The organism is Streptomyces sp. BK79 (genome assembly GCF_044142145.1).
Taxonomy (GTDB): Bacteria; Actinomycetota; Actinomycetes; order Streptomycetales; family Streptomycetaceae; genus Streptomyces.
The window spans coordinates 214,269-228,140 of sequence record NZ_JBHVOC010000015.1; the positions used below are offsets into that span (position 1 = coordinate 214,269).

Consider the following 13,872-nt stretch of genomic DNA (forward strand, 5'->3'; position numbering starts at 1 on the left):
AGGGGCTCCGCGGCCCCGGTCCGTCACCGACCGGACCGCGGCCTCACTCCCCCGGCCACCTCGGCGCCCGCTTCTCGTTGAACGCCGCCACGCCCTCCGCGCGGTCCCCCGAGAACGCCACCGACCGCCACGCCGCGTCCTCGACCTCCAGCCCGGCCCGCAGGTCCAGCCCGTGCCCGAGGCGCAGCGCCCGCTTGGCCGCCCGCAGCCCCACGGGCGAGTTCGCGGCCATCCTGGAGGCGAGGTCCAGCGCCTCCTCCCGGTCCCGCCCCCGCGCCACGAGCTGGTCCACGAGCCCCAGCTCGCGCGCCTCCTCGGCCTCCACCCGCCGCGCCGTGAACACCAGCTCCGCGGCGCGCGCCGCCCCCACCCGGCGCGGCAGCAACTGCGTACCGCCGCCGCCCGGGATCACCCCGACCGACACCTCGGGCAGGCCCACCACCGCCGTGGGGTCGGCCACGATCACGTCGCACGACAGCGCCAGCTCGAAGCCGCCGCCCAGCGCGAACCCGTGCACGGCCGCGATCGTGGGCACCGGCAGCTCCAGCACCGCCGTGTACGCGCCCCGGGTCACCGGACGCTGCCGCAGCAGGTCGGCGTCGGAGAAGGAGTTGCGCTCCTTCAGGTCGGCCCCGACACAGAACGCCCGCTCGTGGGTCGAGGTCAGCACCACCACCCGTACGTCCCGGTCCTCGCCCAGCGCCGCGCAGGCCGCGGCGACGGACCGGGCCATCGCGGTCGACACGGCGTTCATGGCCTTCGGCCGGTCGAGCGCGAGCTCCGCGACATGCCCGTCCCCGTGCCGCCGCACCAGGACGAACTCTCCGAACCGCTCCTCGCTCATGGCACCCTCCGGTTGACGCGTTAACGCGGGTTAACAACTCGACGGACCGATCATCGCAGGCGGGCCCACGCGGGAAAAGGCCGGGCGCGTCCGCCGCGCCCCGCCGTGCCGCTTACCCGTTCGGGTGACATTCGGCGGACCGCCGTGTCCGGGCGGGCGCCTGCGCGTAGCGTCGCTCCGCCACGCGCAGGGGGGTGCGTGCGCACCGGGGAGGGACCACCATGACGACGACCGGCACACCGACGGGACCACAGCACCCGTGGGGCCACCGCGGGCGGCACCGCCGTCCCCGTCCCCGCAAGGCGCTGCTCGCCGCCGGCGGACTCGCGCTGGCGGCCGGCGCCCTGAGCGTCGTACGCCTGGCGTCCGGACCCGGCGGCGGCGCGGACGGGCTCGGCGCCGGGTCCGCGCCCCGCGTGGAGACGGGCGGGGACCGGAGCGGCGCGACGGGCCGGCCGAGGACACCGCCCGGCGCGAGCACCCCCGGCCGGCCGGGGCCGGGCCCGACGGCGACCTCCGTCATGGGCGGCCTGAGCGGCACCCCGGGCACCCGCCTGGTACCGGGCCCGTCCGCGAGCACTCCCCGGACGGCCTTCCCCTCCGGTACGACGGTGCCGGACGCGCCGGACGTGGGCCCGGGCCGACCGGCTCCGCCCGCCGAGGCCCCGCGACCGTCCCGGCCACCCCTGTCGCCCGAGTCACCCCAGTCCCCGCCGTCCTCGCGGCCACCGGAGCCCGGCGCCCCCGCGCCCCGTCCCACCCCGGCCCCGCCGCCCGACCGCGGCACACCGCCCGCGACACCCGGCCCCGAGCCCGGCCTCCCGGGCCTGTGCGTGCCGGTCGTCGGCCTGTGCGTCGACCTGTTGTCGGCCGGCGACGGCTGACCGGCGACGCCTCCCCCGGCCTGCCGGCCGACCGGGTCCTACGACTCCCCGCCGGTGCCCCGCCGGGAGAGCAGCCACGGCTCGACCACGCCCAGACCGCGCACCGGCCGCTGCCACATCGGCTGGAGCGCGAAGCGGTAGGCCGGCGGCTCCTCGCCCTCCTTCTCCGCCGCGGCGGCCTCCTCGGCCGCCGCCGCCTCCGAGGCCGGGGCGTCGCGGGTGCGGATCAGCTCCTCGGCGAAGGCGGTGTCGACGAGGACGGCGTCCCGGGGAGCTATCGAGGTGAGCCGGGAGGCGAGGTTGACGGTCGTGCCGAAGACATCGCCCATCCGGGTGGTCACCGTGCCGAAGGCGATCCCGACGCGCAGTTCCGGCATGGTCGCGTCGTTCGCCATCGTCTCGACCAGCAGCAGCGCGATCTCGGCGGCCGTACCGGCGTCGTCGGCGGCGTACAGCACCTCGTCGCCGAGGGTCTTGATCAGCCGTCCGCCGCGCGCGGCCACCAGATCGGCGGCGGTGGTCTCGAATGCCTCGACCAGCTCGCCGAGCTCCTCCTCCTCCATCCTGCGGGTCAGCCGGGTGAAGCCGACCAGGTCCGCGAAGCCGACCGCGAGACGCCGGTCCACCATCTCCTCGTCGTCACCGGCCTGCACGACCCGGCCGGCCGAGGCGGCGAGCTGGCGGCGCCAGACGTAGACGAGGAACTCCTGAAGCTCGGGCAGGAGCAGTTCGACGATCGGGTACGTCACCTCGGTGCGCGTCATGCCGGGCTCGGGCGGCTCGGTCAGGCCCTCCAGAAAGGAGTCGATCTGCCACTCCGCCAACCGGGCGGTGGTCTGCCCGGTGGACCGCGCCACCTGCACGGCCATCGCCTCGCTGAGCAGCCCCGCCTCCACCAGACCGGCGAGCCGCCGCAGGGCGAGGACGTCCGCCTCGGTGAGGGCCTTGGCCTGGCCGATGTCGGCGAAACCCATGGCCCGCCAGAAACGGGACGCCAGCTCCATGGAGACACCCGCGCTGCGGGCGGCCTGGAAGGGGGTGTAGCGGCGCTCGGCGCCCAGGATGAGCCCTTCGAGGCGCAGTGCGAGCGGGTCATCGCCGGAGTCGCCGGAGTCCGGGCCGGGCTCGGGGTCCACCCGGCCGTCCCCGTCCGCGCCGGAGCCCGTGTCGTCGACGGTCACGCCTGCTGCCCTTCCGATCTGCCGCGGTCAGGTTCGACCGGCCCCAACTTTACGTCAGGTGTGCCGCAGCTCACTCCCGCGCAGGCACCCCGGCGACGCCGGTCGCGTACCCGCTCCCCCGCCGGTCCGCGTGCCCGCACCCCGATCCTGACGCGTACCGGCCCACCCGGCCCGACGCGTACCGGCCCACCCGGCCCGACGCGGACCTGGCCCCACCCGACGCGGCCCCCGCCGCGCGCCCGTCGTCACGCCGGGCGCAGGTGCACGATGTCGCCCGCGCCCACCGGTTCCTGCACGCCCGCCCCCGTGGCGAGCACCAGCCGCCCGTCCCCGTCCACGGCCACCGCCTCCCCCACCAGCGACCGGTCGCCCGGCAGCTCCGCCCGCACCATCCGCCCGAGCGTCGCGCACCCCGCCGCGTACGTCTCCTGGAGCCCGCTGGCCGCCGGGTCGCCGGCCGCCGCCCGCCACCGCCCGTACCAGTCCTCCAGGGAGCGCAGCACGCCGCGCAGCAGCGGGTCCCGGTCGGTGTTGACGGCCCCGGCCAGCGCCAGCGAACCGGCCCTCGGGACGGGCAGCTCGTCCGCGTGGAGGGTGACGTTGATGCCGACGCCGATGACGATGCCGTCGTCACCGGCCCGCTCGGCCAGGATCCCGCCCGCCTTGCGCTCCTCGTCGCCGACCGTCACCAGCAGGTCGTTGGGCCACTTCAGGGCCGTGTCGACGCCCGCGACGCGGGACAGGCCGGTGGCCACCGCGACGCCGGTGAGCAGCGGCAGCCAGCCCCAGCGGGGCACGGGCACCTCGGCGGGGCGCAGCAGTACGGAGAAGAAGAGGCCGGAGCGGGCGGGTGCCGTCCACTGCCGGTCCAGGCGCCCCCGGGCGGCGGTCTGCTCCTCGGCGATCAGGACGGCGCCCTCTTCCAGCTCGCCGCCGGCGGCGCGGGCCACGAGATCGGAGTTGGTGGAACCGGTGCGCTGCACCACGTCCACCTGCCGCCACAGCCCGCCCTCCCGCACCAGTCCCCGGCGCAGGGCCATCGGGTTGAGGGGCGGCCGGCTCAGGTCGGACCACGGATTGCGGGGGGAGCCAGAGGCATCTCGGGGCGTCATGCAACCCACACTAGGTGTGGGAAACACCGCACTGCCGATCGGAAGGCCCCCCACTACTCTACGAACGAGTAACCGTCCCCCCTTTTGAGCAGGCAGGGAGCCGCATCCCGATGTCCGAGCCGGAAGAGCAGCAGCCCGACATCCACACGACCGCGGGCAAGCTCGCGGACCTGAGGCGCCGTATCGAGGAAGCGACGCACGCCGGTTCGGAACGCGCCGTGGAGAAGCAGCACGCCAAGGGCAAGCTGACGGCCCGTGAGCGCATCGACCTCCTGCTCGACGAGGGTTCCTTCGTCGAGCTGGACGAGTTCGCCCGGCACCGCTCCACCAACTTCGGCCTCGACGCCAACCGCCCCTACGGCGACGGCGTCGTCACCGGCTACGGCACCGTCGACGGCCGCCCGGTCGCCGTCTTCTCCCAGGACTTCACGGTCTTCGGCGGGGCGCTGGGCGAGGTCTACGGCCAGAAGATCGTCAAGGTGATGGACTTCGCGCTGAAGACCGGCTGCCCGGTCATCGGCATCAACGACTCCGGCGGCGCCCGCATCCAGGAGGGCGTGGCCTCGCTGGGGGCGTACGGCGAGATCTTCCGCCGCAACACCCACGCCTCCGGCGTCATCCCGCAGATCAGCCTGGTCGTCGGCCCGTGCGCGGGCGGCGCGGTCTACTCCCCGGCGATCACCGACTTCACGGTGATGGTCGACCAGACCAGCCACATGTTCATCACAGGACCCGACGTCATCAAGACCGTCACCGGCGAGGACGTCGGCTTCGAGGAGCTGGGCGGCGCCCGCACCCACAACTCCACCTCGGGCGTGGCCCACCACATGGCGGGCGACGAGAAGGACGCCGTCGAGTACGTCAAGCAGCTGCTGTCGTACCTGCCGTCCAACAACCTCTCCGAGCCGCCGGCCTTCCCGGAGGAGGCGGACCTCGAGGTCACGGACGAGGACCGCGAGCTGGACGCGATCGTCCCGGACTCGGCGAACCAGCCGTACGACATGCACACCGTCATCGAGCACGTCCTCGACGACGCCGAGTTCTTCGAGACGCAGCCGCTGTTCGCGCCGAACATCCTCACCGGCTTCGGCCGCGTCGAGGGCCGCCCGGTCGGCATCGTGGCCAACCAGCCGATGCAGTTCGCCGGGTGCCTGGACATCACCGCGTCCGAGAAGGCGGCCCGCTTCGTGCGCACCTGCGACGCCTTCAACGTGCCCGTACTGACCTTCGTGGACGTCCCCGGCTTCCTGCCCGGCGTCGACCAGGAGCACGACGGCATCATCCGCCGCGGCGCCAAGCTGATCTACGCCTACGCCGAGGCCACGGTCCCGCTCATCACGGTCATCACCCGCAAGGCCTTCGGCGGCGCCTACGACGTCATGGGCTCCAAGCACCTGGGGGCCGACCTCAACCTGGCCTGGCCCACCGCCCAGATCGCCGTCATGGGCGCCCAGGGCGCGGTCAACATCCTGCACCGCCGCACCATCGCCGAGGCCGAGGCGAACGGGGAGGACCTGGAGGCGGTCCGCGCCCGCCTGATCCAGGAGTACGAGGACGCCCTCCTCAACCCCTACGTCGCGGCCGAGCGCGGTTACGTCGACGCCGTGATCATGCCGTCGGACACCCGCCGCCACATCGTCCGCGGTCTGCGTCAACTGCGTACCAAGCGGGAATCCCTCCCTCCGAAGAAGCACGGCAACATCCCCCTCTGAGCCCGGCAAGGAGCCGCTGTGATCAAGGTCGTACGGGGCAATCCCACCCCGGAGGAGCTGGCCGCCGCTCTGGCGGTGGTCCGGGCGCGCGCGGTGGCGGCGGCCGCCGCGCCGTCCGGCGACGAGGGACCGCGTGACGCGTGGTCCGACCCGTCGCGCATCGCGGCCCACCGGCTCCCCCAGCCGGGCCCGACGGCATGGGGCCGCACCTTCTGGCCCGGCTAGGACCGGCCTCCCAAGGGGGGCGCCGATCTGAGTACGCCTACTCAGGCGCCCCCCACCGCCTGGGCCCCACGCTGGTGGCATGTTGTGGTCCGACCCCGAGAACGAGCCGCCCCAGGAACTGCGCGACACGCAGGAGATGCTGCGGCGGCTGAGCGTCCTGCTGGCGCTGGCCATGGTTCTCGCGATGATCGTGCTCGGCCTGAGGTGAGCCGCCCCCGCCCGGGTGGCTAACCTGGCCCCATGACCGCTCAGCGCCGCAGACGACTCGTCCTCGCCTCCCAGTCCCCGGCCCGGCTCGGCCTGCTGCGCCAGGCGGGGCTCGCCCCGGAGGTCCTCGTGAGCGGCGTCGACGAGGACCGCGTCACCGCACCCACCCCCGCCGAGCTGGCCCTCGCCCTCGCCGAGGCCAAGGCCTCCGTGGTGGCCGCGAAGCCCGAGGTGCACGGCGCCCTGGTGATCGGCTGCGACTCGGTGCTCGACCTGGACGGCCGGGCGCTGGGCAAGCCGGCGGACGCCGAGGAGGCCACCGCCCGCTGGAAGGCGATGCGCGGCCGGGCGGGCACGCTGCAGACCGGCCACTGCGTCTGGGACACCGCCTCCGGCCGCCACGTCTCGGCGACCGCCTCCACCGTCGTCCGCTTCGGCGAGCCGACCGACGAGGAGATCGCGGCCTACGTGGCCACCGGGGAGCCGCTGTACGTCGCCGGGGCGTTCACGCTGGACGGCCGTTCGGCCCCGTTCATCGACGGCATCGAGGGCGACCACGGCAACGTGATCGGCCTCAGCCTCCCCCTGCTCCGCCGGCTGCTCGCCGAACTCGGGGTCGGCATCACGGAGTTGTGGGCGCCGCCGGAGGGCTGACCGGGGAACCGCCGTCGCCCTTGCCATCCTCGGGGAGCCCGGCGGCGGGCTCCTCGCGGGCGTCGTAGGTCATCAGCAGCAGCACGACCAGGGCGAGGACGAGGACCATGAACAGGAACGCGTGCCAGCCCACCAGCCCCCAGCCGACGGCACCGAGCAGCCCGTGCACCACGGCCGCGCTGATCAGCAGGACCCGCCCGAGGCCGGCCGGCCGGCGGTCGCGCAGCGCCACCAGCAGGGCGACCAGCCCGCACAGCGCGAAGTAGAGCCCGAAGACGACTCCGCCGATCTTCGAGGACACGGACATCGCGTCCGGGTCGAGTCCGGCCAGGGACATGTCCTGCCGGTCGACGACGACCCCGAGGAACCAGTTCAGCGCCGCGACGCCGACCGCCTCCGCGAAGAGCACGACCGCCACGATCCATGCCACCGGCCTGCGAACCGCCACCGGTCCCCACCCACTTTCGACCGCTGCCGCACAGGACAGCTGTTACCCCAAGTACGTTCGAGACATCCGGAACGCTACTAACGGGTAAACCTCGCGACAAGGGGTCGGCGGCGAGCAAAGAATCGTTGGGCCATTCGTAGGGACTCGACAAAGAAACGGAGTGGCCCGCAGCACCCTCTTACAGAGACCTTGCCCACACCGGGAGGCTAGGGTTTCCCCGAAGAGTCCTGCGTATCGCGGCACGACAAGGGATTTCGCGGGTCGAGCAAGCCTCGCATCACGCTCCGTGTGGGCAAGCTCACCATTGGGGACGGGTCGTAGTGCCGTGTCGGCAGTCCCTAAACTCGGCTTGTTTCAAGGAGGGAGCCTCAATCGTGCGCAAGGTGCTCATCGCCAACCGTGGCGAAATCGCTGTCCGCGTGGCCCGGGCCTGCCGGGACGCCGGGATCGCGAGCGTGGCCGTCTACGCGGACCCGGACCGGGACGCTCTGCATGTCCGCGCCGCTGATGAGGCGTTCGCCCTGGGTGGTGACACCCCCGGCACCAGTTACCTGGACATCGAGAAGGTCCTGAAGGCAGCGCGCGAGTCCGGCGCGGACGCCATCCACCCGGGCTACGGCTTCCTCTCCGAGAACGCCGAGTTCGCGCAGGCGGTCCTGGACGCGGACCTGATCTGGATCGGCCCGCCCCCGCAGGCCATCCGCGACCTGGGCGACAAGGTCGCCGCCCGGCACATCGCCCAGCGCGCCGGCGCCCCGCTGGTCGCGGGCACCCCGGACCCGGTCTCGGGCGCGGACGAGGTCGTGGCGTTCGCCGAGGAGCACGGGCTGCCGATCGCGATCAAGGCGGCTTTCGGCGGCGGCGGCCGCGGCCTCAAGGTCGCCCGCACCCTCGAAGAGGTCCCGGAGCTGTATGACTCCGCCGTCCGTGAGGCGGTGGCCGCGTTCGGCCGCGGCGAGTGCTTCGTGGAGCGCTACCTCGACAAGCCCCGTCACGTGGAGACCCAGTGCCTGGCCGACCAGCACGGCAACGTGGTCGTCGTCTCCACCCGTGACTGCTCGCTCCAGCGCCGCCACCAGAAGCTGGTCGAGGAGGCCCCGGCGCCGTTCCTGTCCGAGGCGCAGCTCGCCGAGCTGTACTCCTCCTCCAAGGCGATCCTGAAGGAGGCCGGCTACGTCGGCGCCGGCACCGTCGAGTTCCTCGTCGGCATGGACGGCACGATCTCCTTCCTGGAGGTCAACACGCGCCTCCAGGTGGAGCACCCGGTCACCGAGGAGGTCGCCGGCATCGACCTGGTCCGCGAGATGTTCCGCATCGCCGACGGCGAGGAACTCGGGTACGGCGACCCGGAGCTGCGCGGCCACTCCTTCGAGTTCCGCATCAACGGCGAGGACCCGGGCCGCAACTTCCTCCCGGCCCCCGGCACCGTCACCGCCTTCGCCCCGCCCTCCGGCCCGGGCGTCCGCCTGGACGCGGGCGTGGAGTCGGGCAGCGTCATCGGCCCGGCGTGGGACTCCCTGCTGGCGAAGCTGATCGTCACCGGCCGCACCCGCAAGGAGGCCCTGCAGCGCGCCGCCCGCGCCCTGGAGGAGTTCCAGGTCGAGGGCATGGCCACCGCCATCCCGTTCCACCGCGCGGTCGTGCGGGACCCGGCGTTCGCGCCCGAGCTGACCGGCTCCACCGACCCGTTCACGGTCCACACCCGTTGGATCGAGACGGAGTTCGTCAACGAGATCAAGCCCTTCACCGCCCCCGCCGACACCGACGCGGACGACGAGACGGGCCGTGAGACGGTCGTGGTCGAGGTCGGCGGCAAGCGCCTGGAGGTCTCCCTCCCGTCCTCGCTCGGCATGTCCCTGGCCCGCACGGGCCTGGCGGCCGGTGCCAAGCCCAAGCGCCGCGCGGCGAAGAAGTCCGGCCCGGCGGCCTCCGGCGACACCCTCGCCTCCCCGATGCAGGGCACGATCGTGAAGATCGCGGTGGAGGAGGGCCAGGAGGTCAAGGAGGGCGACCTGATCGTCGTCCTGGAGGCCATGAAGATGGAACAGCCCCTCAACGCCCACAAGTCCGGCACCGTCAAGGGCCTGGGCGCCGAGGTCGGCGCGTCCGTCACGTCGGGCGCGGCGATCTGCGAGATCAAGGACTGATCACCCGCACGACACCACGTCCGGGGCGCCCGGTGGACGACAGCCGTCCGCCGGGCGCCCCGCCGTTGGCGCGGGGGGCGCGACGGACCGTGCGGTGGCTCAGCGCCGGCGCAGATCGGCGACGCGCGCCCGCTCCGCCCCGGCGCTCTGCTCCCCCAGGGCCGCGGCCGACCGCAGAGCGGCCGACGCGCCCGGGACCTGACGGCGCGGCCCCGGAAGCGGCACGTCCCGGCGCTGCTGACGCGCCGGGACGGCATCACCCCCCGGGGATCCCGCCGTCCCCGAGCCGGTCGCGGCACCTCCCGACGCCCCGGTCACGGCGATCTGCACGCCCTGGTCGGCCAGGGCCTGGAGTTCGGTGGCGGCCCGGTCGTCGTGGGCGGGCGGCTCGTCGGTGACCAGGCGGGTGATGAGGTCCGTGGGCACGGTCTGGAACATGGTGTCCGTGCCCAGCTTGGAGTGGTCGGCGAGGACGACGACCTCGGCGGCGGCCTGCACCAGCGCGCGGTCGACGGACGCCGACAGCATGTTGGACGTGGACAGGCCCCGCTCCGCCGTCAGCCCGCTCCCGGACAGGAATGCCTTGGACACCCGCAGCCCTTGCAGCGACTGCTCGGCCCCCGACCCGACCAGGGCGTAGTTGGACCCCCGCAGCGTGCCGCCGGTCATCACGACCTCGACCCGGTTGGCGTGGGCCAGGGCCTGGGCCACCAGCAGCGAGTTGGTGACGACGGTCAGCCCGGGCACCCGCGCGAGCCGGCGGGCCAGCTCCTGCGTCGTGGTCCCGGCTCCCACCACGATGGCCTCGCCCTCTTCGACGAAGCCCGCGGCGAGATCGGCGATGGCCGTCTTCTCGGCGGTCGCGAGATGGGACTTCTGCGGAAAGCCGGATTCTCGCGTGAACCCGCCCGGCAGTACCGCACCGCCGTGCCGGCGGTCGAGGAGTCCTTCTGCCTCCAGTGCGCGCACGTCCCGCCGTACGGTCACTTCGGAGGTCTGGACGACGCGGGCGAGCTCACGGAGCGACACGGCCCCGTTCGCTCGCACCATTTCGAGGATCAATTGGCGACGTTCTGCAGCGAACACGAAACTGACAGTAACCCCAACGACCGTCTGCTTTCAGCAGTATGCGCCGAATAACAGAAGTTGTTCGCACAGCAGACCTGGAAGTGGTATACGCGCCTACCCCATCCGCCTATGCCACCCGCAAGCCCCGCAACTCACCGTGACCGGTGGGGAGTCGATTCCGGCCGCGGGCTAGCCCTCCCCGCCGGCCTTCCGCGTGTGCAGCTGCCGTGCCACCTCCGCGATCGACCCCGAGAGGGAGGGGTACACGGTGAAGGCGTTCGCGATCTGTTCGACCGTCAGGTTGTTGTCGACCGCGATCGAGATGGGGTGGATGAGTTCCGAGGCGCGCGGCGCCACGACCACGCCGCCCACCACGATCTCGGTGCCGGGCCGGCAGAAGATCTTGACGAAGCCGTCCCGGATGCCCTGCATCTTGGCGCGCGGGTTGCGCAGCAGCGGCAGCTTCACCACGCGGGCGTCGATCTTCCCGGCGTCGACGTCGGCCTGGGAGTACCCGACGGTGGCGATCTCGGGGTCGGTGAAGACGTTGGCGGAGACGGTCTTCAGGTTCAGCGGCGTGACCGCGTCCCCGAGGAAGTGGTACATGGCGATGCGCCCCTGCATCGCCGCCACCGAGGCCAACGCGAACACCCCGGTGACGTCACCGGCGGCGTAGACGCCCGGAGCGGAGGTCCTGGACACCCGGTCGGTCCGGATGTGCCCGGAGTCCTTGAGCTTGACCCCGGCCTCCTCCAGCCCCATCCCCTCCGTGTTGGGAATGGCGCCCACGGCCATCAGGCAGTGCGACCCGGTGATGACCCGCCCGTCGGCGAGCGTCACCTCCACCCGGTCCCCCACCCGTTTGGCGGACTGGGCCCGGGACCGCGACATGACGTTCATCCCGCGCCGCCGGAAGACGTCCTCCAGCACGGCGGCGGCGTCCGGGTCCTCCCCGGGCAGCACCCGGTCCCGCGACGACACGAGGGTGACCCGGGACCCGAGCGCCTGGTAGGCACCGGCGAACTCGGCGCCGGTCACACCGGACCCGACCACGATCAGCTCTTCGGGCAGCTCGTCCAGGTCGTACACCTGGGTCCAGTTCAGGATCCGCTCCCCGTCGGGGCGCGCGTCCGGCAGCTCGCGCGGATGACCGCCGGTCGCGATCAGCACGGCGTCCGCGGTGAGCGTCTCCTCGCTCCCGTCGGCGGCGCGCACCACGACCTTCCGCGACCCGTCGAGGGCCTGCATGCCCTCCAGCCGCCCCCGCCCGCGCACGACGCGCGCGCCGGCGCGCGTCACTGAGGCGGTGATGTCGTGCGACTGCGCCAGGGCGAGCCGCTTCACGCGCCGGTTGACCTTCCCCAGATCGACCCCCACCACCCGGGCGGCCTGCTCCATGGGCGGAGTGTCGTCGGCGACGATGATCCCCAGTTCCTCATAGGAGGAATCGAAGGTGGTCATCACCTCGGCCGTGGCGATGAGGGTCTTGGACGGCACGCAGTCGGTCAGCACCGACGCCCCGCCCAGACCGTCACAGTCGACGACGGTCACCTCCGCGCCGAGCTGCGCGGCCACCAGCGCCGCTTCGTATCCGCCGGGTCCGCCACCAATGATCACGATCCGAGTCACGTACTCCATTGTCCCGCACCCTTCAACGCGGGGCCGCCCGGGGGCGCCTCCGTTACAGGAGTGATGCCCGATCCCCTGCCGTACCCTTCCCAGCATGTCGCTCTACGCCGCTTACGCCGGCAACCTCGACGCGCGGTTGATGACCCGCCGCGCCCCCCACTCGCCGCTGCGCGCCACCGGCTGGCTCGACGGGTGGCGGCTGACCTTCGGGGGCGAGCACATGGGCTGGGAGGGGGCGCTCGCGACCCTCGTCGAGGACCCGGTCTCCCAGGTCTTCGTGGCGCTCTACGACGTCGCCCCGATGGACGAGGACTCCCTCGACCGGTGGGAGGGCGTGGGCCTGGACATATACCGCCGCACACGCGTACGGATCCACACGCTGGAGGGCGAGGAACACGCGTGGACCTACGTCCTGAACGCCTACGAGGGCGGCCTTCCCTCCGCCCGCTACCTGGGCGAGGTCGCGGACGCCGCCGAGTCCGCCGGCGCCCCCCACGACTACGTCATGGAACTGCGCAAACGCCCCTGCTGAGCGCGCCCCCTCGTCAGAAGCGACAAAACAACGACCCGAATCCCGTGACCTCCATCATCTACGCGCGTAGGCGAAGACCGGCTACCCTCTTCGGCGTGAACGCATCTCTTCTTCCGGACGACATCCAGGGCGACCCCTACGCCGCCGCCGACGCCGCCGCGGCCCGCCTGCGCGAACTCACCGGCGCCGAGACCCACGACGTCGCCCTCGTGATGGGCTCCGGCTGGGCACCGGCCGTGGACGCCCTGGGCGACCCCGACGCCGATCTCCAGGTCACCGACCTGCCGGGCTTCCCCAAGCCGGCGGTGGAGGGGCACGGCGGCAAGGTCCGCTCGTACTCCATCGGCGACAAGCGCGCGCTGGTCTTCCTGGGCCGCACCCACTACTACGAGGGCCACGGCGTGGCCGCCGTCTCCCACGGCGTCCGCACCGCCGTCGCCGCCGGCGCCAAGACGATCATCCTGACCAACGGCTGCGGCGGCCTGCGCGAGGGCATGCGCCCCGGCCAGCCGGTCCTGATCAGCGACCACATCAACCTCACCGCCACCTCCCCCATCGTCGGCGCGAACTTCGTCGACCTCACCGACCTCTACTCCCCGCGCCTGCGCGCGCTGTGCAAGGAGGTCGACCCCACGCTGGAGGAGGGCGTCTACGCCCAGTTCCCCGGCCCGCACTACGAGACCCCGGCCGAGATCCGCATGGCCCGCGTCATCGGCGCCGACCTGGTGGGCATGTCGACGGTCCTGGAGGCCATCGCGGCCCGCGAGGCGGGCGCCGAGGTCCTGGGCATCTCCCTGGTGACCAACCTCGCCGCCGGCATGACGGGCGAGCCCCTCAACCACGAGGAGGTCCTTCAGGCGGGCCGCGACTCCGCGACCCGGATGGGCTCCCTGCTGACGCAGGTCCTGGGCCGCCTGTAACCCCCGCCGGGCCGACGCCACCGCCCGGTGCGGGGCCGCTCCGACACCGTTCGGCCGCCACGGGGGCCGTAGGTTGCCGGGGTGGGTGACGCGGCCCGGCGTGACGGGGTGCCGTGGGTTGCGCGGGTGGGGTGCGCGGCCCGGCGCTACGGGGTGCCTCCCCCACTCTCGGCTTCGCTCGAGCGGGGGGACCCCCACCGCCCACCCGTGCCGCCCCAGCGGCACGACTGCCCGCAGCTAGGGGAAAGCCGCGTACGGCGGGAAGGGGACGGGTCGGGGGGTGTCCGCCCGCAGCGGTTGGCGCGTCAA

General features: G+C 73.2%; 14 protein-coding genes. 8 read left to right on the plus strand and 6 right to left on the minus strand.

The window, feature by feature from the left end; all coding sequences use genetic code 11:
- Positions 1-43: 43 nt before the first annotated feature.
- Positions 44-844 carry an enoyl-CoA hydratase/isomerase family protein gene (locus ACFIF2_RS20545; protein ID WP_395574631.1) on the minus strand — a complete coding sequence of 267 codons (801 nt, stop codon included), beginning with the start codon at positions 842-844 and terminating at the stop codon, positions 44-46.
- 221 nt (positions 845-1,065) lie between these two features.
- On the opposite strand from ACFIF2_RS20545, the gene ACFIF2_RS20550 reads away from it, so the two are divergent.
- Positions 1,066-1,728, plus strand: a complete 663-nt coding sequence (locus tag ACFIF2_RS20550) for a hypothetical protein (protein WP_395574632.1) — start codon at positions 1,066-1,068, stop codon at positions 1,726-1,728.
- Between the two features lie 38 nt (positions 1,729-1,766).
- Here ACFIF2_RS20550 and ACFIF2_RS20555 read toward each other — a convergent pair whose 3' ends face one another.
- Together ACFIF2_RS20555 and ACFIF2_RS20560 are read right to left on the minus strand one after the other, a co-directional pair.
- Positions 1,767-2,909: an adenylate/guanylate cyclase domain-containing protein gene (locus ACFIF2_RS20555; RefSeq protein WP_395574633.1), complete on the minus strand. Its 1,143-nt coding sequence runs from the start codon at positions 2,907-2,909 to the stop codon at positions 1,767-1,769.
- Positions 2,910-3,154: 245 nt separating this feature from the next.
- Complete coding sequence (locus ACFIF2_RS20560; protein ID WP_395574634.1) at positions 3,155-4,021, minus strand: biotin--[acetyl-CoA-carboxylase] ligase; 867 nt, start codon at positions 4,019-4,021, stop codon at positions 3,155-3,157.
- 110 nt (positions 4,022-4,131) lie between these two features.
- Between ACFIF2_RS20560 and ACFIF2_RS20565 the strand changes: the two genes are divergently transcribed.
- The 4 genes from ACFIF2_RS20565 (at position 4,132) to ACFIF2_RS20580 (ending at position 6,819) form a co-directional block, all read left to right on the plus strand.
- Complete coding sequence (locus ACFIF2_RS20565; protein ID WP_395574635.1) at positions 4,132-5,733, plus strand: acyl-CoA carboxylase subunit beta; 1,602 nt, start codon at positions 4,132-4,134, stop codon at positions 5,731-5,733.
- Between the two features lie 18 nt (positions 5,734-5,751).
- Entirely contained in the window at positions 5,752-5,958 is a 207-nt protein-coding gene (locus ACFIF2_RS20570) for an acyl-CoA carboxylase epsilon subunit (RefSeq protein WP_395574636.1), read from the plus strand.
- A 79-nt stretch (positions 5,959-6,037) separates the two neighbouring features.
- Positions 6,038-6,166 (plus strand): morphogenic membrane protein MmpB, encoded by a 129-nt coding sequence (gene mmpB, locus ACFIF2_RS20575; protein ID WP_395574637.1) that lies wholly within the window; start codon positions 6,038-6,040, stop codon positions 6,164-6,166.
- Positions 6,167-6,198: 32 nt separating this feature from the next.
- Entirely contained in the window at positions 6,199-6,819 is a 621-nt protein-coding gene (locus tag ACFIF2_RS20580) for a nucleoside triphosphate pyrophosphatase (protein WP_395574638.1), read from the plus strand.
- On the opposite strand, the gene ACFIF2_RS20585 is transcribed toward ACFIF2_RS20580, so the two are convergent.
- Positions 6,788-7,267 carry a hypothetical protein gene (locus tag ACFIF2_RS20585; protein WP_395574639.1) on the minus strand — a complete coding sequence of 160 codons (480 nt, stop codon included), beginning with the start codon at positions 7,265-7,267 and terminating at the stop codon, positions 6,788-6,790. The two genes, ACFIF2_RS20580 and ACFIF2_RS20585, sit on opposite strands and share 32 nt — an antisense overlap.
- A gap of 374 nt (positions 7,268-7,641) precedes the next feature.
- Between ACFIF2_RS20585 and ACFIF2_RS20590 the strand changes: the two genes are divergently transcribed.
- Positions 7,642-9,414, plus strand: a complete 1,773-nt coding sequence (locus ACFIF2_RS20590; RefSeq protein WP_395574640.1) for an acetyl/propionyl/methylcrotonyl-CoA carboxylase subunit alpha — start codon at positions 7,642-7,644, stop codon at positions 9,412-9,414.
- A gap of 99 nt (positions 9,415-9,513) precedes the next feature.
- Here ACFIF2_RS20590 and ACFIF2_RS20595 read toward each other — a convergent pair whose 3' ends face one another.
- Positions 9,514-10,500 (minus strand): DeoR/GlpR family DNA-binding transcription regulator, encoded by a 987-nt coding sequence (locus ACFIF2_RS20595; protein ID WP_395574641.1) that lies wholly within the window; start codon positions 10,498-10,500, stop codon positions 9,514-9,516.
- 171 nt (positions 10,501-10,671) lie between these two features.
- On the minus strand, positions 10,672-12,120 hold the full coding sequence (locus ACFIF2_RS20600; protein ID WP_395574642.1) for an NAD(P)H-quinone dehydrogenase: 1,449 nt from the start codon (positions 12,118-12,120) through the stop codon (positions 10,672-10,674).
- 85 nt (positions 12,121-12,205) lie between these two features.
- Between ACFIF2_RS20600 and ACFIF2_RS20605 the strand changes: the two genes are divergently transcribed.
- The gene (locus tag ACFIF2_RS20605; protein ID WP_395574643.1) at positions 12,206-12,643 is read left to right on the plus strand and encodes a gamma-glutamylcyclotransferase; all 438 of its coding nucleotides are present in this window, start codon (positions 12,206-12,208) and stop codon (positions 12,641-12,643) included.
- Between the two features lie 95 nt (positions 12,644-12,738).
- The gene (locus tag ACFIF2_RS20610) at positions 12,739-13,563 is read left to right on the plus strand and encodes a purine-nucleoside phosphorylase (RefSeq protein ID WP_395574644.1); all 825 of its coding nucleotides are present in this window, start codon (positions 12,739-12,741) and stop codon (positions 13,561-13,563) included.
- The last annotated feature ends 309 nt before the right edge of the window (positions 13,564-13,872 follow it).